Source organism: Plantibacter sp. MPB07, assembly GCF_046619465.1.
Taxonomy (GTDB): Bacteria; Actinomycetota; Actinomycetes; order Actinomycetales; family Microbacteriaceae; genus Plantibacter; species Plantibacter auratus.
On record NZ_CP177043.1, the window covers coordinates 4,028,620 to 4,049,829 of the forward strand.

Here is a 21,210-nt window from a genome sequence, read left to right on the forward strand (position 1 = left end):
CCGAGATTGGGGATCCCATGGGCCTGTTCGACAAGCATGAGGACGCACCGGAACCGCTCGCCCGCGGCCTCTGGCACGACCGCATCGGCACGTTCGCGACCCGGAGCATCCAGACGCTCGCCATCGTCGCGGTCGCCGCACTGATCGTCTTCGCGCTGACCCAGCTCTCCCTCGTGATGATCCCCGTCGTCATCGCACTCATCCTCGCCTCGGCGATCTACCCGCTCATGCGGTGGATGCGGTCGAAGGGGCTCCCGTCGATCCTCGCCACCTGGATCGCCCTCGTCTCGATCCTCGTCGTCCTCGGCGGCATCGGATGGCTCATCGTCTGGGCCGTTCGCAGCCAGTGGGACGACCTCGTCGACTCCGCCTCGAAGGGCTTCGGGCAGCTGCAGGACTGGCTCGGCACCCTGCCGTTCGACATCGACGAGAAGCAGATCGAGGACGCCAAGCAGACCGCGGTCGACTTCCTCACCTCGAGCCAGTTCGGCAGCGGGGCGCTCGCCGGCGTCTCCGCGACGGCGAGCTTCCTCACCGGCCTGGTGCTCATGGTCGTCGTCCTGTTCTTCTTCCTCAAGGACGGACCGCGGCTCTGGGAGTTCCTGCTCCGTCCCTTCACCGGAACCGCGTACGACCGCGCCAAGCGCATCGGCGGCAAGACGGTGGACACCCTCGGCGGGTACGTGCGCGGCACCGCCACGATCGCGGCCGTCGACGCGATCGGCATCGGCATCGGCCTCGCGATCATCGGGGTCCCGCTCGCGCTGCCGCTCAGCGTCATCGTGTTCCTGACCGCCTTCATCCCGATCGTCGGTGCGACCGCCGCCGGCATCCTCGCGGCCCTCGTCGCGCTCGTCGCCAACGGTCCGGTCGCCGCCCTCATCGTCGTCGGCATCGTCGTGCTCGTGAACCAGCTCGAGGGCAACTTCCTCCAGCCCGTCGTCATGGCACGCTCGCTCAAGCTGCACGCCCTCGTCGTCCTCCTCGCCCTGACCGCCGGCACCATCCTCGGCGGCATCGTCGGCGCGGTCCTCGCCGTCCCGATCGCCGCGGTCGCGTGGGGCATCATCGGCGTCTGGAACGGTCCGGACCAGCCGGCCGAGCCCATGCGGCAGAAGCGACCCGAGTCCGTCTGAGGGAGGCCGTCCGGGTCCTGGGTCCGCCCGCCGGATAGCATGTGATCGTGGACCCCCACGATCTCCTCGGCCTCGTCTTCGAGGTCTTCACCTGGATCGGCTTCGGCAGCGCCGTCGTCGTGCTGCTCGTCATGCTCATCGCGCGGGCCGCGGACGGCAGCTGGGTGGAGACGCACGGGGTCATCGTGGACGTGCCGGAGGACGCGGGCGGCGGGGACGTCGATCGAGGTCCGGGGCGCGAGGTCCGCTGGATGACCGAGGCGGCCGAGCTGTACTCACGACCCGTCACGGATGCGGAGTTCGACGCCCTGCGCGACCCCGAGGAGCCGAACGTCTTCTACGCCCGCCGGGAACCGTCGCGCGCCCGCTTCCGCCGGACGGCCGATCACACGAGGGCGCTCCGGCTGCTCTTCGGCGTGACGTTCGGCATCGGCGTCGTCTGCTCCATCGCCTCGATCGTGCTGCTGTTCGTCGCCGACACCGGGGCCTGAGCGCCCGCTCCCTGGTGCCTGACCACCCCCTCCCCGGTCCCTGAGCACCCCTCCCCGGTCCCTGAGCCTGTCGAAGGGCGACGCTCGGGTAGGCTGTGTGCACGAGCGTCGACACCTGGTCCGCTCGCTCTCCCGGAGGCATCGCATGACGGAACGGTGGGCCCGTGTCGCCCGCGGCACCGCCGCAGCCGCGTTCGCCACCTTCGCCGCAGCCCTCTCGCACACGATCGGCGGGGCCGCCGCACCGTCTGCGTTCGTCCTCCTGGTCGGCGGCACCTTCGCCGTCCTGGTCTGCGTCCTCCTCGCCGGCCGCCGCATCACCGCACTCGGGGTCGTCGCCTCCGTGCTCGTGAGCCAGCTCGGCTACCACGCGCTCTTCACCCTCGTCCCGAGCACCGTCAGTGCCACGGTCGCATCCGGCGGTGCGACGGGCCCCGCGAACTGGCACCGGCACGGGGTCGTCGAACTCGCAACCGGCGGCGTCACCGCGGCGCACACCCACGGCGACACCACGATGTGGGCGGCGCACCTCGTCGCGGCCGTCGCGACCATCGCAGCCATCCTGTTCGCCGAACGCGCGACGCTCGCCGCGCTCGCCGCCCTGACCGTCCGGATCCTCGCCCGCCGTGCCGCACCGACGCACCTCGTCCCCGCGCCCCGTCGGGTGCGCTGGGTCCGCGTCAACCGTCGTCCCCGCAACCTCGGGGTGGTCCTGCTCCACCTGCGACACCGCGGTCCGCCGGCGCTCGCCGCCGCCTGACCGACGCACCACCCTCCGACCGGGACGGGTGCCGTGCGTGGCCGGTCGGCGCCGACGCAGCAGCACCCTTCGGCGCGCCATCCGGCGTGACCATCCCCTTTCCGCACGCTCGACGCCGTGCGGAGCAGTCGACAGGACGATCATGAACGCAACCACCCCCCGCCCCACCTTCCGCAAGCCCGCCGTGCTCGGTGCCATCGCCATCGGCGCCGGAGCGCTCCTCGCGGTCGGCGCACCGCTCGCCGCCAGCGCCCACGTCAGCGTCACGCCGACCTCCACCGCCGCCGGCTCCTACACGGTGCTGAGCTTCGCCGTCGGTCACGGCTGCGACGGCTCGCCCACGACGAGCCTCTCCTTCGAGATCCCCGAGGAGATCAACGCCGTGACGCCGACGGTCAACCCGAACTGGACCATCGACAAGCAGATGGCCCCGCTCGCGAAGCCCATCACCGACAGTCACGGTGAGCAGCTCGCCGAGCGCGTCGGCACGGTCGTCTACACGGCCAAGACGCCGCTCGCCGACGGCTACCGCGACACCGTCTCCTTCCAGGTCCAGCTGCCGGCCGACGCCGAGGGCAAGACGCTCGTCTTCCCCGTGACGCAGACGTGCGAGGTCGGCCAGACCGACTGGACCGACGTCGCGAAGGACGGTCAGACCGAGGACGACCTCGAGTCACCGGCGCCGGTCGTGGTCGTGACCGCTGCCGAGGCCGGCGACCACCACGGTGGTGCCGCCATGGACGACGACGGTGACGGCGACCACACCGAGGCCGCTGCCTCGACCGACGCCGGCACCACCGACGTGCTGGGCCGCGTGCTCGGCATCGCCGGTCTCGTCGTCGGTGCCGCCGGCATCGTCATCGCTGCCTCCGCACGCCGCGCAGCGTCCGACGCGAAGCGCCAGGCCTGATGACGGTCTCCCGTCGTCGCCGTCTCGTCGGCACCGCTGCGACCGCGTTCCTCGCGGTCGCGGCGGTGCTCGCCGTGGCCCAGCCGGCCTCAGCGCACAACAGCATCATCTCGACGACGCCGGCCGAGGGCTCGACGATCACCGAACAGCCGGAGCAACTCGTCATCACGACGAACGACAACCTGCTCGACCTCGGGGAAGCCGGCCAGTCCAACCAGATCCAGGTGACCGGTCCCGGCGACGAGCGGCTCTACTACGGCACCGCGTGCGCAGCCGTGAACGGTCCTGCGCTCGTCATGCCGCTGCAGCTCGGTGAAGCGGGTGAGTACACCGTCGTCTGGCAGCTCGTCTCGACCGACGGCCACCCGCTGTCGGGCAGGTACACCTTCGAGTGGGCGCCGGCCGAGGGCCAGGAACTCGCCGCGGGGAGTGCGAAGCCCGCGTGCGCGACGAGCGGTGCCTCCACGGTCGAGCCCTCGTCGGAGGCGGGTGGCGTCGAGCCGGAGTCGTCCGCTGGCGGGCTCAGTGGCGATGTGTGGTGGATCGTCGGCGCGATCGGCGTCGTCCTGATCGCCGGCATCGGCGTGCTGCTCGTGACCCGGCGAAAGCCGGAGCCGACCTCGGACGACCAGGGCACGGACACCTCCGCGCCCTGAGCCGCACCCCGTCCGGTCCCTGAACCGCTCCCGTTCCGGTCCCTGAGTCGCACCCCGCCCGGTCCCTGAGCTTGTCGAAGGGTCCCGACACAACGGAACAGCCCCGCCATCCTGGAGAGGATGACGGGGCTGTTCTGTTGTTACCGGTGTAGCGTGCGGGTGAACCCGCGGTCGGCTACTTTGCCGGCGGCATCAGCACCGAGTCGATGAGGTACACGGTCGCGTTGGCGGTCTTGACGCCACCGCAGATGACCTTGGCACCGTTGACGGTGATGTTGTCACCCGAGCCCTCGACCTTGACGGTTCCACCCTCGACGGTGGTCTGCTCACCGTCGATGTCGGACGGAGCGATCTGGCCGGGGATCACGTGGTACGTGAGGATCGAGGTCAGCGTCGCAGCGCCCTCAGGCGTCTTGAGGCTGTCGATCGTCGCGGCGTCGATCTTCTTGAACGCGTCGTCGACCGGGGCGAAGACGGTGAACTCGGAGCCGTTCAGCGTGTCGACGAGGTTGACGTCGGGGTTCAGCTGGCCGGAGACCGCAGCGGTGAGCGTGGTCAGCAGCGGGTTGTTGGACGCGGCGACGGCGACCGGGTCGGCCGACATGCCGGCGACGGAGCCAGCACCGTCCGGGACGGCGTCAGCGTAGGCGGCGCAGCCCGAGCCGACGAGGTCCGCTGCGGGGTCTGCAGCCATCGACTCGGTGGGAGCGGAGCTCGGCTCCATCGAGGAACCGCTGTCGGAGCTGGAGCCGCTGGAACAGGCTGCGAGGCCGAAGGTCGCGACGGCGGCGAGTGCGAGCACTGCCATGTGGTTTCGCTTGATGGTACGCATGTGATTCTCCTTTGATGAGGTTTGGACCGGTTGTCGAGTGCCTCTCAGAACCGGCCCTCGATGACACTTCGGAGCCCCCACGGGGGTGGTTTGGAAAAAGATCCGATCGCGTGTCGGACGGGGTCGCGCATTAAGAGGAGCGAAATTCTTCGGATCCGTTCCTGTGGAGGGGCACCGGGGTGTCAGCTGCTGCGGCTACGATCGACGGATGAGCTGGAGCACCGAACCCGACTGGATCCCGGACGACGCGGACGCTCCCGACGACTTCGACGCCCCACCGCCCGACGACGCGTACCTCGGCGGTGGTGTCGCGTGGGGGAGTGGAGCGGTCGCGTCCGCTCCAGCCGCTCCGCCCGCAGCGGCTCCGGTGGCTGCCCGTGCGGCCGGCCAGAAGTTCGCCACGGCGCAGGAGGCACTCCACACCGTCTTCGGGTACGACGCGTTCCGCGGCGAGCAGCAGCAGATCATCGAGCAGGTCGCCGGTGGCGGCGACGCGGTCGTCCTCATGCCGACGGGTGGGGGCAAGAGCCTCTGCTACCAGATCCCCGCCCTGCTCCGACCGGGCACCGGCATCGTCGTCTCCCCGCTCATCGCGCTCATGCAGGACCAGGTCGACGCACTCCTCGCCGTCGGCGTCCGTGCCGCGTTCCTCAACTCGACGCAGGATCCCGCTGAGCGTTCGCGGGTCGAACAGGCCTACCTCGCCGGCGAGCTCGACCTCCTCTACGTCGCGCCCGAGCGCCTGAGCTCCGAGGCGACCCGGCGGTTCCTCGGCCAGGGCACCATCGCCCTGCTCGCGATCGACGAGGCACACTGTGTGTCGCAGTGGGGGCACGACTTCCGCCCCGACTACCTCATGCTCGGCGAGCTCGCCGAACGCTGGCCCGACGTCCCGCGCATCGCGCTCACCGCGACCGCCACCGACGCGACGCACCAGGAGATCACGCAGCGGCTCCATCTCGGCGAGGCGAAGCACTTCGTCTCGAGCTTCGACCGCCCGAACATCCAGTACCGGATCGTCGGCAAGAACGAGGTCCGCAAGCAGCTCGTCGCGTTCGTGAAGGAACAGCCGGCCGGCACCGCCGGGATCGTCTACTGCCTCAGCCGCAAGACGGTGGAGCAGACGGCGCAGCTCCTGCGCGACAACGGGGTGGACGCCGTGGCGTACCACGCCGGACTCGACGCCTCCGTGCGAGCGGCTGCGCAGTCCCGCTTCCTCCGCGAGGACGGTGTCGTGGTCGTCGCGACCATCGCCTTCGGGATGGGCATCGACAAGCCCGACGTCCGGTTCGTCGCCCACGTCGACCTCCCGAAGAGCGTCGAGGGCTACTACCAGGAGACCGGCCGGGCGGGGCGCGACGGCGAGCCGTCCATCGCCTGGCTCGCCTACGGACTCCAGGACGTCGTCCAGCAGCGGCGCATGATCGCCGAGTCGCCGGGCGACCTCGCGCACCAGCGCAACCTCAGCGCCCACCTCGACGCGATGCTGGCCCTCTGCGAGACCGTCGACTGCCGCCGGGTCAACCTGCTGCGCTACTTCGGTCAGCCCTCCACGCCGTGCGGCAACTGCGACACCTGCCTCGAACCACCGGTCACCTGGGACGGCACCGTGCCGGCGCAGAAACTCCTCTCGACGATCGTGCGCCTGAAGCGCGAGCGCAACCAGTCCTTCGGCGCGGGGCAGATCATCGACATCCTCCGCGGCAAGCGGACCGACCGCGTCGCCCAGCAGCGACACGACGAACTCGCGACCTTCGGCATCGGCGAGGACCTCAGCGACCAGGAGTGGCGCGGCGTGGTCCGTCAGTTGCTCGCACGCGACCTCCTGGCCACCGTCGGCGAGTACGGCACGCTCGGCCTCACCGACGGGAGCGCCGAGGTGCTCGCAGGGAACCGACCGGTGGCCATGCGTCGCGAGCCGGAACGTGCCGCCCGCTCCTCGTCGAGGTCGTCCTCGCGCTCGTCGAGCGCGAACGCCGAGCTCGAGCCGGCCGCGGCCGAGTTGTTCCAGGCCCTGCGTGCCTGGCGCGCCGGGGTGGCGAAGGAGCAGGGCGTCCCCGCCTACATCGTCTTCGGCGACGCGACGCTGCGCGAGGTCGCGACGGCGAAGCCCGACTCGCTCGGTGCGCTCGACGGCATCAGCGGCATCGGTGCGAAGAAGCTCGACGCCTACGGGCAGGCGCTCATCGAGGTCGTCGCCGCCAACGCCTGACGCCGCTCCTGGGAGCGAGCTGCGACAGCTGTGGGGGAGGACCAAGTCGATCGACGACGATGGGGCGGGCCCTTGTCCACATCCCACAGGCGCTTTCACCCATCGTTATGACAGTCCTACCATTGTGGGAGGTTTTCATGGGTGAAAGGCAGGACACAGCGATGGTCGACACAGCGATCCGGACGAGCGTCAGCGGTACCACGGCAGCGACGGTCGAGGTGGCGCCGTCCGACGCGCGGATCGACGTCCCGGCGCTCGCGCACCAGCTGCTCGGCACCTGGCCGGAGGCCCGTCTCGCGTCGCGTGCGCTCGCCGCCAAGCCGGAGATGCAGCGGATCGAGGGCCAGTCGATGGACGACCACCGCGACCGCGTCTTCCACCAGCTGAAGCTCCTCGTCGAGAACGGTCAGGTGCTCAAGGCCTTCCCGAAGCGCCTCGGCGGCGCCGACGACCACGGCGGCAACATCGCCGGGTTCGAGGAGCTCGTCCTCGCCGACCCGTCCCTCCAGATCAAGTCCGGTGTCCAGTGGGGCCTCTTCGGTGCGGCGATCCTGCACCTCGGCACCGAGCCGCACCACGACGCGTTCCTGCCCGGGGCGATGAACCTCGACGTCCCCGGCGCATTCGCGATGACGGAGTCCGGTCACGGCTCCGACGTCGCCTCGATCGCGACGACCGCGACGTACGACCCGGAGACCCAGGAGTTCGTCATCGACACCCCGTTCCGCGCGGCGTGGAAGGACTACCTCGGCAACGCGGCCGTGCACGGCAAGGCGGCGACCCTGTTCGCGCAGCTCATCACGAACGGCGTGAACCACGGCGTGCACTGCTTCTACGTGCCCATCCGCGACGACGAGGGCGCATTCCTGCCCGGGATCGGCGGCGAGGACGACGGCCTGAAGGGCGGGCTCAACGGCATCGACAACGGCCGGCTGCACTTCACCGGCGTCCGCGTGCCGCGCACCAACCTCCTCAACCGCTACGGCGACGTCGCCGAGGACGGTACCTACTCCTCGCCCATCAAGAGCCCCGGGCGTCGCTTCTTCACCATGCTCGGCACGCTCGTCCAGGGCCGGGTGTCCCTCGACGGAGCCGCGACGTCGGCCTCCGCCCTCGCCCTGCAGATCGCGATCACCTACGGCAGTGAGCGTCGGCAGTTCAACGCGGGCAGCGACACCCAGGAGGAGGTCATCCTCGACTACCAGCGCCACCAGCGCCGGCTCCTGCCGCGCCTCGCGACGACCTACGCGCAGATCTTCGCCCACGACCGGCTGCTCGTGAAGTTCGACGAGGTCTTCAGCGGCAAGGCCGACTCGGACGACGACCGTCAGGACCTCGAGACCCTCGCGGCGGCCCTCAAGCCGCTGTCGACCTGGCACGCGCTCGACACGCTCCAGGAGGCGCGCGAGGCGTGCGGTGGCAACGGCTTCCTCGCGGAGAACCGCCTCACCGGCCTGCGCGCAGACCTCGACGTCTATGCGACGTTCGAGGGCGACAACAACGTGCTGCTGCAGCTCGTCGCCAAGCGCCTCCTCACCGACTACAGCCGGAAGTTCGCGAAGGTCGACGCCGGTGCGCTCGCCCGCTACGTCGTCGAGCAGGCGACCGACCGCGCCGTGCACAGCAGCGGACTCCGGAGTCTCGCGCAGACCGTGAAGGACTTCGGGTCGACCGCGCGCTCGGTGAGCCAGCTGCGCGACACGAACGTCCAGCGCGAGCTGCTGACCGAGCGCGTCGAGTCGATGATCGCCGAGGTCGCGACGAAGCTGCGCGGCGCCAACAAGCTCTCCAAGCAGGCCGCGTCCGACCTGTTCAACGCGCACCAGAACGAGCTCATCGAGGCGGCGCGCGCTCATGGCGAGCTCCTCCAGTGGGAGGCGTTCACCGAGGGTGTCGAGCAGATTCAGGACCCCGGCACCAAGCAGGTGCTGACCTGGGTGCACGACCTCTTCGGGCTCTCGCTCATCGAGAAGCACCTCGCCTGGTACCTCATCCACGGGCGCCTCTCCCCGCAGCGCGGCCAGGCCGTCAGCGCGTACGTCGACCGCCTCATCGCCCGGTTGCGTCCGCACGCCCTCGACCTCGTCGAAGCGTTCGGCTTCGCCCCCGAGCACGTGCGCGCACCCATCGCGACCGGCCAGGAGGCGCAGCGCCAGCAGGAGGCCGCCGACTACTTCGCCGAGCTCCGTGCCTCGGGCGACGCCCCCGTCGACGAGAAGACGCTGTCCAAGAAGTCCCGCTGATCACAGCCGGTTGAGGTGAGGCACATCGTCGTCCGCGCAAGGGTCCGGCGACGATATGCCTCACCTCGCGCCGCGCGATAGGGTGCCGACATGACGTTCAACGACAACGCCGACATCAGCGGGAACAAGGTCAAGCGACGGGGCCGCACGACCGGCATCGCCGTCGGTGGCGGCGCGGTCGGCGTCATCGTGATCGCCCTCATCTCGCAGTTCCTCGGGGTCGACGTCTCGGGCATCCTCGGTGGTGCCGGCGTCGGCGGGGGCCAGCAGGAGGAGAGCCAGCTCTCCGACGAATGCCAGACCGGTGCCGACGCGAACGCGAACGTCGACTGCCGCATGGGCGGTGCCTACTCGTCGCTCGACGCCTACTGGGCCGAGGAGCTGCCCGCGCTCGGCGCCGACTACACCTCGCCGGCGGACTTCATCATCTTCGACCAGCAGACGAACACGGGTTGCGGTGCCGCCACGAGCGCCACGGGCCCGTTCTACTGCCCGCCGGACCAGACCATCTACATCGACACCAGCTTCTACGCCGAACTGCGCGACCGCTTCGGAGCCTCGGGCGGACCGCTCGCCGAGATGTACGTCGTCGCCCACGAGTGGGGGCACCACATCCAGGCGCTCACCGGCATCATGGACCGCGCCGACCGCAGCGGTACGGGTCCGGCCTCCGACTCCGTCCGCATCGAGGTCCAGGCCGACTGCTTCGCCGGCGCGTGGGTCGCCGCGGCGTCCGACACCGAGGACGCGAAGGGGGTCGCCTTCCTGAAGCCCGTTACCCAGCAGGAGATCGACGACGCGCTGAGCGCTGCGGCCGCCGTCGGTGACGACCGTATCCAGGAGGCGGCGACCGGCCAGGTGAACCCCGAGGCCTGGACCCACGGCTCCGCCGAGCAGCGGCAGCGCTGGTTCATGACCGGCTACCAGTCCGGTCCGTCCGCGTGCGACACCTTCTCGGTGTCGGCCGACCAGCTCTGACCGGCGTGCCGGGTGCGGCATGCTAGATGAGACACGTGTCGTGAACACAGGAGGAAGTGGACCGTATGGGTGAGCCGTATCCCGAGATCGAGCCGTACGAGACCGGCATGCTCGACGTCGGCGACGGGCAGTCGCTGTACTGGGAGACCTCCGGCAACCCCGACGGCAAGCCCGTCGTGTTCCTCCACGGTGGCCCGGGCGGCGCGACGAGCCCCATCCACCGTCGGCTCTTCGACCCGAAGCGCTACCGCATCGTCCTCGTCGACCAGCGCGGCTGCGGCAAGAGCACCCCGCATGCGAGCGATCCGGCGGCCGACCTGTCGACGAACACCACCTGGCACCTCGTCGCCGACCTCGAGGTCCTCCGGAAGGCGCTGAAGATCAAGCGCTGGATGGTGTTCGGCGGGTCCTGGGGCTCGACGCTCGCGCTCGCGTATGCGCAGAAACACACGAAGCGTGTCACCGAGCTCGTGCTCCGAGGCATCTTCACGCTGCGCGACGCCGAGCTCGACTGGTTCTACGAGGGTGGTGCCTCCGCGGTATTCCCCGACCTGTGGGAGGGCTACCTCGAGCCGATCCCGGTCGGTGAGCGCCGTCACCTCATCGAGGCCTACCACCGGCGTCTGTTCGACGAGGACCCGGCCGTCCACGGGCCGGCGGCGGTCGCCTGGTCGCGGTGGGAGTCCTCGACGATCACCCTGCTCCCGCAGGAGGAGACCGTCGCCCGGTTCACCGACCCGCACTTCGCGGTGGCGTTCGCGCGCATCGAGAACCACTTCTTCACGAACAAGGGCTGGTTCGAACCCGAGCAGCTCATCCGCGATGCCGGCAAACTCGCCGGAGTCCCCGGCGTGATCGTCCAGGGCCGCTACGACATGTGCACCCCGGTCTTCACCGCGTGGGACCTGCATCGGGCCTGGCCGGAAGCGGACTTCACGATCGTCCCCGACGCGGGCCACGCCTTCGACGAGCCGGGCATCCTGTCGGCGCTCATCGACGCGACGGACCGCTTCGCGAAGGACTGAGGCGGGGCTGAGCCACGGGCTGCGGCACCGCCCGAGGCTCAGGAGACGACGATGAGCGGGTTGACCTTCGCGCCTGTCAGCTCCATCGTGTTGCCGCTCTGGGTGAGGCTCACCGCAGGGTAGGACGTGAACGCGCAGGACGACACGGCACGGTTCGGGCCGAACTTGTTGTTCGTGACCTTCGCCGTCTGCGCCCACGACTGCTTCACCTGCAGTTTGAGCGAGCAGTGGCCGCCGTCGATCCAGTTGCCGTCGACCGTCAGGTTGACGTTGTTCTGCTCGGCGCCGCCGAGGATCGCGAAGTTGGACGCTCCGCGGATCGTGTTGCCCACGACCCGGAGGTTCTGCCCCTGCAGGATCTGGATGTTGTCGTTGTGGGTGGCCCGCCCGCCTTGCGCCGGGTCGTTCGCATAGTCCACGGTGTTCTCCAGCAGGGACTTCTCGATCAGCACGTTGTCGCCGTGGATCTTGACCGAGTCGACGTTCCCGACGACGTGGACGTTGCGCGCCGTGAAGTCCCACCCCTTGATGCCGTCGAAGTAGACGGACGGGAACTCGGCCGTGACGTCCACGTGGTCGATGACGAGGTTGTCGTATCCGTAGTTCGTGATGAGGCCGACCGCGAAGCCTTTCGCCTTGCCGCCGCGGACGATCGAGTTCTTGATGGTCACGTTCGCCGCTCGCACGGTCACGAACCCGTGGATGTCCAGCCCGTCGATGACGGTCCCGGCCTCGGTGATCGTGAGGTCGCCGTCGTGTCTGGTGAGCGAGGTCCCCGACGGCACGCCGGTGGTGGATGCCGACGGCTTTGACGTCGACCCGGCCGGAGCCGCCGCCGGGGTGGAGGCTGCGGCCTTGCCGAAGCCGATCGTCGCGGCCGAGCCTGCGGAGCCCGAGAGGTAGCTCCAGACGCGGACTGGGCCGGCAGCGCTGACGCGGGTGGCGGAGCTGTCGGAGGCGCTCTGCTGCCACGAGGGCTTGGTGGTGCCCTCCACCCACGCGCGGACGGAGAGCTTCACCGGATTCGATCCGGACACCGTCCCCTCCAGGTTCAGCTGTTGTCCGGTGGCGACCGTGATCCCGGTGGCGCCGCTGACGAGTGAGGTTTCAGCTCCAGCGACGACACGGGAGATGCTGACGGTGACCTCGCCGTTCGCCAGGATGCGCGCCTTGGCGCGATATCCCGCGGCGTTCGACGGGGCTCGGAGCTGGACGGCGACGTACGCGGTCCGCTGTGCCGGTACGGTGAACTGCGCCGACGCCGTGGTGTCGGCGAGATTCGACGCGGTCACGACCGCGGCAGCCGAGGCGCCCGGTGCGACACTCAAGGACCCCGAGGTCGCGGCGTTCGCAGCGGTCGGGACGGCGAGCATCGTCGCGAGGGTGACGACGATCGCCATGATCGCGGCGCCGAGAGGTGTGCGGACGCCGGTCGGAGCCGATGCGATCGAGGAGTGTCTGCGGCGGTTCGGTCGTGCTGATCGTGTATACCCGTTCATGGGTGGAGTCCTCCGTCGGACGTCGTGTTACGGTTCGGCGGATCCCGGCCCCCGGTCGGTCCCTGTTCGTGATCCGTTAACCTTGCAGTACGGCCCAAGGGAGCGCAAGTTGCCGCTGACCAGGATATTCATGATGCCCCCCGCACGAGGATGTGAGGTAGTCGACAGGCTTCCCACGTTCATGGACGGTCGTCCTCGACCGCGCTGAGCGAGCGACCGGCGGGGGAGGCGAGGTGGCTTGGACACGACCGTCCGTGCGGCGACCGATGTGGGTCGTGGAGTGACCGCAGGGCGCATCGTGATGACCCCCGCGCAAACTGGGGATGCGCTGAACGTGGGCCGTGCGCGGGTCGTGGACTACTCGGAGAACCGTGCGCGGCGGACGGCCTTCCCGGCGACGAGAGCGTCGCGCAGCGACCGACCGATGAGGCCCTCGCGGGCAAAGCCGCTCAGCAGCTCGGCAGCGAGCGCGCCGCGGTCGACCTCGGGCTCCGGGCCGTCGTCGACGCCGTCGGCCGGGCCGGCGAAGCCGTCGTGGGCGAGCAGGATCGAGCCCTGGTGGCAGTGCCGGACGGCGTGGGCGACGCGCTCGTGCTCGCCGACGTCCTTGACGTCCCAGGCGGTCGCCGTCCAGAGCACCGTCTGCAGACCGGCTCGTTTGACGGCCTGCCACGTCTCGATGCTCTGCGCGCCGTAGGGCGGCCGGAACCACTCGATCGACTGGCCGCTCAACTGCTCCAGCTCCTGTTTCGCCGCGAGGGTGCGCCGGTAGGCGACCTCCTCGGAGAAGTCGGTGAGGCGTACGTGGTCGTCGCCGTGCAGGGCAAGCTCATGCCCACCGGCGACGATGCGTTCGAGGAGCTCCGGGTACTTCCGCGCGCGGCCGACGAGGACGAAGAACGTCGCGGTCGCGCCGGCCTCGGCGAGGGCGTCGAGGACACCCGGCGTGCCGTCGGGGCTCGGACCGTCGCCGTAGGTCATGACGACCGTGCGCTCCTCGGTCGCGACACCGACGATCGAACCGTGGACGGGCAGCGAACCGGTGAGGCGTGCGAGCAGCGCCTGCCGAGCCTTCGTCATGTGTCCACCGCCCTGTGAGTCGATCCGTCCAACAGTACCTCGCTGTCGTGGCGAACGGGAGCGCGGCCGCGGCGGCGGAACGGGCGCAGGGGTGCGGCGGGTGTCAGGCCTGGACGAGCGTGGTGTCGAGCTCGCGCTGCTCCTCGAGCTGGGCGAGTGCACGGCGGAGTGCGGTGCTCGAGGTGCTCATCGTGTACGGGAAGTAGACGACCTCGACGCCGACCTTGGCGAACTCCGCTTCGAGCCGGAGGCCCTCTGCGGTCCCGCGCCAATCGTCGCCCTTGAAGAAGATGTCGAACCGGAGCGCATCCCAGGCCTGGAGCTTGTCGTCCCAGGTCTCCTCGACGGCCTCGTCGACGAAGCCGATGTGGCGGACGATCTCGAGACGCTCCGTCAGTGGGACGATGGGTTCGATGCGCTTGCGGGTGCGGAGCAGCTCGTCCGAGACGACCCCCGCGATGAGGTAGTCGCACGCGCTCTTGGCATGACGGAGGATGTTCAGGTGCCCGACGTGGAAGAGGTCGAAGGCGCCTGCCGCGTAGCCGACGCGTCCCGGTCGTGCTGCTGCGTGCTGATCGCTCATCCGAACGCTCCCCGTGTGTGTGTTTCCCTGACGTCTCCGGCGCGTTCATTGAGCCTGGTCCGAGCGTATGAGGGTCATCACCGCTTGCCGAGTCCACTTTCAGGTGCCACCCGAGGAGGGGGCGATGCCTGGCAGCGTCAGGCCGGGCCCAATAAGCTGCCTCCCGAGAGGGCTCCTTCCGGAGGCCTCCGCAGCGGACACGGGCGGATCGCTCGGAACGGGGTACCACGGTGACCGAGCTCGAGGGTGAACAGACGGCAGACACGAACGTGCCGAAGACCCGTCGTCGGACCACGCTGATCGTCGTATCGGCGGTCGTGGTCGTCGCGCTGCTCGTCGTGGCGTTCCTCCTCTTCCGTCCGGCGACGACGACCGATGCGGGCCGCGCGACCGGGACGGCGGTCCCCACCTCGTCCACCAGCGCCGGAGCCACGACGCCTGGAGCGACCGGCTCGTCGACCGGCGCACCGGTGGAACCGGGTGGACGGCCCACGCAGACGCCGATCGCCTTCGACGACGACGCCGAGCCGCTCCCCGGTGTCACGGTCGCGATCACCGGGCTCGAGGCCGTCGACGGCGAGGCGACCGGCGTGGGGGAGATATCCGGGCCCGCCGTGCGGGTGTCGGTCGAGTTCGTGAACGGCTCCGACGCCGAGGTCGACCTTCGCACCGTGCAGGTCACGGCCGACTCCGGCCCGGACCGGACCGCGAGTTCCGAGCTGAGCGGTCCCGGCGTCGTGGCCTTCCCGGCCCGGCTCGCTGCTGGGGACCGTGCGACAGCGGTCTACGTGTTCGCCGTGCCGGCCGACCAGCGCGAGTCGTTCCGGGTGTTCGTCGACTCGGTCGTGACCGCACCGGTGGTGCTGTTCGAAGGCGCAGCGCCGTCCGCCTGATCATCTCGAGCGAGTCGAGGTCGGCGACGGTGGCCGATGGCGACCTGAGGGGGTGATCCGCGGGGCAACAGCGGGGGGCAAAATCACCCATGTTCGAGGGATACTGGCGCGTCAGCGGCGCTGATAGCATCCGATCGCGCCACTGCACCCGAAGCCGTGTCGTGCATCTCTCTCACCGTTACCGGTCGCCTGCTCGGCGACTGATGGGGGCACCCGATCATGACCCGTTCTCTCTTCTCGAAGGCTGCCGTCGCGGCCGTGGCGCTCGCCGCGGTCCTGACGGGCGCGCTCGTCGCCACGCCTGCGTACGCCGACACCGCGCCGGTCGATCCGACCAGTCCGGCCTCGCCGACCACGGTCAGCGCCGACGCGCTCCCGACCGTCCAGGTGGACGGTGTGGTCTGGCAGCAGATCGTCGTCGGCGACACCGTCTACGCGGTGGGAGACTTCTCCACGGCCCGTCCGGCGGGTGCCGCCCCCGGCACGAACACGGTGACGCGGAACAACATCCTCGCGTACAAGCTCTCGACCGGCGAGCTCATCCAGGGCTTCGCTCCGAGCCTCACCGGCGGCGAGGCGGTCAGCGTCGCGGCATCCCCCGACGGCTCGCGGATCTACGTCGGCGGTTCGTTCACCGCGGTGAACGGCGCGACGGTGTGGCGGATCGCCGCGCTCAACCCGACCACCGGCGCGCTCATCACCTCCTTCCTCCCGAAGCCGGCCTCGACGGTGCGCGCGATCGCCGCGACGAACAGCACCGTCTACTTCGGCGGACTCTTCACCTCGGTCGGGACCGACCAGCGCCTCCGCCTCGCGGCGGCCAGCGCTTCCAACGGCGCGGTCCTCCCATGGGCACCGGCGGCGGACGGCGGGCGGGTGAACGCGATCGTCCTGTCGCCCGACGGCTCGAAGGCGGTCGTCGGCGGCCAGTTCACGTCGGTCAACGGTTCGACCAACCCGGGGTACGGTGTCGCGGCCGTGAACCTCACCGACGGTGCGCTGCTGCCGTTCGGTGCGAACGACAAGGTGCGCAACGGCGGCACCCAGGCCGGGATCACGAGCCTCACCTCCGACGGCGACAGCGTCTACGGCACCGGCTACGTCTTCGGTTCCGGTGGCAACCTCGAGAACAGCTTCCGCGCTTCATGGGACGGCGGGGCGCTCCAGTGGGTCGCAGACTGCCACGGTGACACGTACAGTGCCGCGGTCGTCGGAGACGTCGTGTACACCGCGGGCCACGCACACTACTGCGGCAACATCGGTGGGTTCCCGCAGACCGACCCCTGGTCGTTCTACCGCGGGATCGCCTTCAGCAAGGCGGCCACCGGGACGGCGACCCCCGACATCTACGGCTACCCGAGCTGGGGCGGTCAGGCTTCGCCGACGCTCCTCAACTGGTTCCCGAACCTCGACACCGGCACCAAGACCGGTCAGAACCAGGGCCCATGGTCCGTCGCGGGTAACACGCAGTACGTCGTGATGGGCGGCGAGTTCAAGAACGTGAACGGATCCGGTCAGCAGGGTCTCGTCCGGTTCGCGGTGTCGTCGAAGGCGCCGAACGCGCAGGGTCCCGTCGTGACGGGTTCGCGCTTCAACCCGACGGTCACCTCGTCGGTCAACGGCCAGGCACGCATCCGTTGGACGGCGAACTGGGACCGCGACAACACGAACCTCACCTACCAGGTGATCCGCGACGGCAACACGGCCAAGCCGATCTACACGACGACCAAGGAGTCGACCTTCTGGCAACGTGGCTCGATGGGCTACGTCGACACGGGTCTGACCCCCGGTCAGACCTACCGCTACCGGGTGTTCGCCACCGACCCCTTCGGGAACATCGCTCGCTCCGACACCGTGACCGTGACGATCGCGTCCGGTGGTCAGAGCTCGAGCGCGTACTCGTCGTCCGTGTTGGCCGACAGCCCGAAGACCTACTACCGGTTCGGTGAATCGGGCGGCACCACCGCCGAAGACTGGGCGGGCTTCGCCGACGGCAACATCACCGGTGACGTCTCGCTCAACCAGGACGGCTCGGGGATCGGCGACACGAACGCCTCGTACGGGTTCTCCGGGACCAACGGGAACGTGACGACGCCGGACGTACAGCTGTCCCCGGACACGTTCACCGTCGAGAGCTGGATCAAGACGACCTCCACGAGCGGTGGCAAGATCATCGGCTTCGGCGGCTCTGCGACCGGCAACTCGAACAACTACGACCGCCAGGTGTACCTGGACAACGACGGCCGGATCTTCTTCGGGGTCTACCCGGGCCAGGTCAGGACCGTGAACTCGTCGAAGAGCTACAACGACGGACAGTGGCACCACGTCGCAGCGTCGATGAGCAGCGCCGGGATGAAGCTGTACGTCGACGGCCGCCTCGTGGCGAGCCGTGCCGACACGACCACCGGTCAGCCCTTCAACGGCTACTGGCGGATCGGCGGTGACAACCTGGGCGGTTGGCCCAACCAGCCGTCATCGTCCTACCTGGCCGGCAACATCGACGAGGTCGCCATCTACGACGCCGCGCTCAGCCAGGACTCGATCATCAACCACTTCGTCGCTTCCGGACGGACCTCGCCGATCCCGGCGGCGCCCGCAGACAGCTACGGCGCCTCGGTCTACAACCTGGACCCGACGCTGTACTGGCGACTCGGCGAGACGGCGGGCGCTGCGGCGCTCGACTCCTCGAAGAGCGATCACGCCGGAACGTACACCGGCCGGGTGAACCAGGGCGTCGACGGTGCGATCACCGGGACGGCCAACAAGGCCGCCGCGTTCGACCCCATCAACCAGGGCGGCTGGCAGCAGGCCGGCGTCGCGAGCAACGACCAGTTCTCCAGCCCGAACTCGTACGCCCTCGAACTGTGGTTCAAGACCACGACGACGCGTGGAGGCAAGCTCATCGGCTTCGGGAGCAGTCAGACCGGTACGTCCGGCAGCTACGACCGCCACGTCTACATGGAGCCGAACGGTGCGTTGACCTTCGGGACCTGGACGGGCCAGACGAACACGATCACCTCGGTCGCCGGCCTCAACAACGGTGCCTGGCACCACCTCGTGGCCGAGCAGTCGAGCGACGGGATGAAGCTCTACGTGGACGGGGCGCTGCAGGGCACCAACCCGCAGACGGGTGCGCAGGACTACGCGGGCTACTGGCGGATCGCCGGTGACAACGTGTGGAACGGCACCGACCCGTTCTTCTCCGGGACGCTCGACGAGGTCGCCGTCTACCCGACGCCGCTCACGAACGCCCAGGTCCAGAACCACTGGGAACTCGGGACGGGCGTGGTGCCGAACGTCGCTCCGACCGCATCGTTCACCGGTTCCGCCGTCGACCTGCACGCGGAGTTCGACGCCTCCGCCTCGGCGGACCAGGACGGCACCATCGCGTCCTACGCCTGGGACTTCGGCGACGGGACGACGGGGACCGGCGTGACGCCGAGCCACGACTACACGACGGCCGGTGCGCACACCGTGACCCTCACCGTCACCGACAACCGGGGCGCGACGGCGACCACGACCGGCTCCGTCACGACGAAGCTCCCGAACGTCGCTCCGACCGCCGCCTACAGTCCGTCCGCGCAGAACCTGACGGTCGCCTTCGACGCTTCGGCGTCGACGGATCCTGACGGCTCGATCGCGTCCTTCGCCTGGAACTTCGGTGACGGCACGACCGGCACGGGCGCCACCACGTCGCACACCTACACGGCCGCGGGCAGCTACCAGGCCAAGCTCACGGTGACGGACGACCAGGGCGCGATCGGCGAGGTCACTCAGACCATCGTCGTCAGCGCGCCGGTCCTCGTCGCGCCGACGTCGCACTTCACGCAGTCGGCCGCCGGTCTCGCGGTGAGCCTCGACGGTTCGACCTCGACCGACGGCGACGGCACGATCGTGTCGCACGCCTGGAACTTCGGCGACGGTCAGACCGGCACCGGAGCCACGGTCTCGCACACCTACGCCGCCGCCGGAAGCTTCACAGTCACGCACACGGTGACGGACAACGACGGCCTGACGGGCAGCAGCACCTCCGTCGTGACCGTCGCGGCTCCCGCCAACGTCGCTCCGACGGCCGCCTTCACGGCGACGCCGAGCGGCCTCGTCGTCGCGGTCGACGGCTCCACCTCGACCGACAGCGACGGCACCATCGCGTCCTACTCCTGGAACTTCGGCGACAGCGGGACGGCGACCGGAGCCACGGCCTCGCACAGCTACGCCGCCGCCGGGACCTACACGATCACGCTGACGGTGACCGACAACGGCGGTGCGACGAACTCGACCACGCGCAGCGTGACCGTCACCGCACCGGTCACCCCGACCTCGCTCGCGAACGACTCGTTCACGCGCTCGGTGACGGGTGGCTTCGGCACGGCGGACAGCGGCGGCACCTGGTCGATCACCGGAGGTGCGGCGAACGCCACCGTCACCGGCGGCAAGGGTGTGCTGAAGCTCACCAAGGGCGGGGCAGGCGTGAACGGGTCGCTCTCGGGCGTCTCGTCGACCTCGACCGACGCCAGCGTCGTCTTCCGCCTGGACAAGGTGGCTGACGGCGGCGGGGCATTCGTCTCGCTCGCCGGACGCCAGGTGTCCGCAGGCAACGACTACCGGGCGAAGGTGAAGGTGGCGTCGAACGGCGCGATGACCCTCTACATCACCCGAACGGTGGGCGGCGCGGAGACCACGCTGAAGACCGTCGCCCTTGCAGGCACCTACACGGTCGGCACGGAGTACACCATCCGTGTCCAGGTCGACGGCGCCAACGCGACCACGGTCAACGCGAAGGCGTGGCGCACCGCCACTGCCGAGCCGACGAGCTGGCAGACGACGACGACCGACAGCACGGCCGTCCTCCAGACAGCGGGAACCGTCGGGGTCATGACCTACCTGAGCGCCAGCTCGACCAACTTCCCGGTCTCCGTGGCGTTCGACAGTCTGACGGTGGTGCCCGTCGGTGCCCCGACGACCCCACCTGTCGCGAACGTCGCCCCGGTGGCCGCGTTCACCCAGTCGGCTGCGGACCTCGTGCTGAGTGTCGACGGCTCCACGTCGAGCGACAGTGACGGGACGCTGGCCTCCTACGCCTGGGACTTCGGAGACGGCGGGACCGCGACCGGTGCCACCGCGACGCACACCTATGCCGCGGCAGGTTCCTACACGGTGCGGCTCACGGTGACGGACAACGTCGGTGCCACAGGCACCGTCACGAGTGTCGCGACCGTGACCGCCCCGGTGACCCCGCCGGTCGACCCGCCGGTGGACCCGGCAGCCAAGTTCGCTGCCGACACGTTCGAGCGGACCCAGGCCGGCGGCTTCGGCAACGCCGACACGGGTGGTGCCTGGACGGTCACCGGGGGAGCGGCCAACGCGTCCGTGGCGGCCGGCAAGGGCGTGCTCAAGCTCACGAAGGCCGGCGCCGGAGTGAGCGCGTACCTGGCCGGTGTCTCGGCGCAGAGCACGGACGCCACCGTCAACTTCTCCCTGGACAAGCTGCCCGACGGTGGAGGCGCCTTCGTCTCCCTCGCGGGCCGCCAGGTGTCCCCGGGGAACGACTACCGGGCGAAGGTCAAGGTCGCTTCCAACGGCGCGATGACCCTCTACGTCACGAAGACGGTCGCGGGTGTGGAGACCACCCTCAAGACGGTCGCCGTGGCCGGGGTGTTCGCTCCTGCGACGGAGTACACCGTGCGCGTGCAGGTGACGGGGAGCGGGACGTCGACCATCAGCGCCAAGGTCTGGGCTGCGGCCTCCACCGAGCCGGCCGCCTGGCAGACGACCGCGACCGACGCATCGGCCGAGTTGCAGGGCGCCGGGACCGTCGCGCTCGTCGCGTACCTGAGTGGCAGCTCGACCAACTTCCCGGTGTCCGTGTCGTTCGACAGCCTCGTCGCTCGGCCCGTCCAGTGAGCGCGGCC

At 69.7% G+C, this 21,210-nt stretch carries 15 protein-coding genes; 11 read left to right on the plus strand and 4 right to left on the minus strand.

All coding sequences use genetic code 11. From position 1 onward, the window contains the following. Positions 1-17: 17 nt before the first annotated feature. The 5 genes from ACLIME_RS18855 to ACLIME_RS18875 all read left to right on the plus strand — a co-directional run bounded on the left by ACLIME_RS18855 (position 18) and on the right by ACLIME_RS18875 (position 3,953). A complete protein-coding gene (locus ACLIME_RS18855; RefSeq protein WP_079705105.1) occupies positions 18-1,136 on the plus strand; it encodes an AI-2E family transporter in 1,119 nt (372 codons plus the stop codon). A gap of 47 nt (positions 1,137-1,183) precedes the next feature. Next, positions 1,184-1,627 carry a DUF3592 domain-containing protein gene (locus ACLIME_RS18860; RefSeq protein ID WP_164486920.1) on the plus strand — a complete coding sequence of 148 codons (444 nt, stop codon included), beginning with the start codon at positions 1,184-1,186 and terminating at the stop codon, positions 1,625-1,627. A gap of 145 nt (positions 1,628-1,772) precedes the next feature. Continuing rightward, entirely contained in the window at positions 1,773-2,387 is a 615-nt protein-coding gene (locus ACLIME_RS18865) for a hypothetical protein (RefSeq protein ID WP_138946406.1), read from the plus strand. Positions 2,388-2,529: 142 nt separating this feature from the next. Beyond that, on the plus strand, positions 2,530-3,297 hold the full coding sequence (locus ACLIME_RS18870; protein ID WP_124768700.1) for a YcnI family protein: 768 nt from the start codon (positions 2,530-2,532) through the stop codon (positions 3,295-3,297). Then, complete coding sequence (locus ACLIME_RS18875; RefSeq protein ID WP_411557907.1) at positions 3,297-3,953, plus strand: copper resistance protein CopC; 657 nt, start codon at positions 3,297-3,299, stop codon at positions 3,951-3,953. Before ACLIME_RS18870 ends, ACLIME_RS18875 begins: the two co-directional genes overlap by 1 nt. A 175-nt stretch (positions 3,954-4,128) precedes the next feature. On the opposite strand, the gene ACLIME_RS18880 is transcribed toward ACLIME_RS18875, so the two are convergent. Then, positions 4,129-4,785: a fasciclin domain-containing protein gene (locus ACLIME_RS18880; RefSeq protein WP_079705110.1), complete on the minus strand. Its 657-nt coding sequence runs from the start codon at positions 4,783-4,785 to the stop codon at positions 4,129-4,131. 208 nt (positions 4,786-4,993) lie between these two features. Here ACLIME_RS18880 and recQ point away from each other — a divergent pair, with 208 nt between their 5' ends. The 4 genes from recQ to pip all read left to right on the plus strand — a co-directional run bounded on the left by recQ (position 4,994) and on the right by pip (position 11,243). Further along, complete coding sequence (gene recQ, locus ACLIME_RS18885; protein WP_124768702.1) at positions 4,994-6,997, plus strand: DNA helicase RecQ; 2,004 nt, start codon at positions 4,994-4,996, stop codon at positions 6,995-6,997. A gap of 161 nt (positions 6,998-7,158) precedes the next feature. Beyond that, on the plus strand, positions 7,159-9,240 hold the full coding sequence (locus tag ACLIME_RS18890; protein WP_411557908.1) for an acyl-CoA dehydrogenase: 2,082 nt from the start codon (positions 7,159-7,161) through the stop codon (positions 9,238-9,240). A 90-nt stretch (positions 9,241-9,330) separates the two neighbouring features. After that, positions 9,331-10,218, plus strand: a complete 888-nt coding sequence (locus ACLIME_RS18895) for a neutral zinc metallopeptidase (RefSeq protein WP_411557909.1) — start codon at positions 9,331-9,333, stop codon at positions 10,216-10,218. Between the two features lie 65 nt (positions 10,219-10,283). Then, positions 10,284-11,243, plus strand: coding sequence for a prolyl aminopeptidase (gene pip / locus ACLIME_RS18900; protein ID WP_079705114.1), 960 nt, complete (start codon positions 10,284-10,286; stop codon positions 11,241-11,243). Positions 11,244-11,281: 38 nt separating this feature from the next. On the opposite strand, the gene ACLIME_RS18905 is transcribed toward pip, so the two are convergent. From ACLIME_RS18905 to ACLIME_RS18915, 3 genes are all read right to left on the minus strand, one after another. After that, positions 11,282-12,742: a hypothetical protein gene (locus ACLIME_RS18905; RefSeq protein ID WP_411557910.1), complete on the minus strand. Its 1,461-nt coding sequence runs from the start codon at positions 12,740-12,742 to the stop codon at positions 11,282-11,284. 357 nt (positions 12,743-13,099) lie between these two features. Beyond that, positions 13,100-13,822, minus strand: a complete 723-nt coding sequence (locus ACLIME_RS18910; protein WP_124768706.1) for a polysaccharide deacetylase family protein — start codon at positions 13,820-13,822, stop codon at positions 13,100-13,102. 103 nt (positions 13,823-13,925) lie between these two features. Then, positions 13,926-14,405, minus strand: a complete 480-nt coding sequence (locus ACLIME_RS18915) for an adenylyltransferase/cytidyltransferase family protein (protein WP_124768707.1) — start codon at positions 14,403-14,405, stop codon at positions 13,926-13,928. Positions 14,406-14,635: 230 nt separating this feature from the next. On the opposite strand from ACLIME_RS18915, the gene ACLIME_RS18920 reads away from it, so the two are divergent. Continuing rightward, positions 14,636-15,298: a hypothetical protein gene (locus tag ACLIME_RS18920; protein ID WP_411557911.1), complete on the plus strand. Its 663-nt coding sequence runs from the start codon at positions 14,636-14,638 to the stop codon at positions 15,296-15,298. 219 nt (positions 15,299-15,517) lie between these two features. Continuing rightward, positions 15,518-21,202 (plus strand): PKD domain-containing protein, encoded by a 5,685-nt coding sequence (locus ACLIME_RS18925; RefSeq protein WP_411557912.1) that lies wholly within the window; start codon positions 15,518-15,520, stop codon positions 21,200-21,202. Positions 21,203-21,210: the final 8 nt, after the last annotated feature.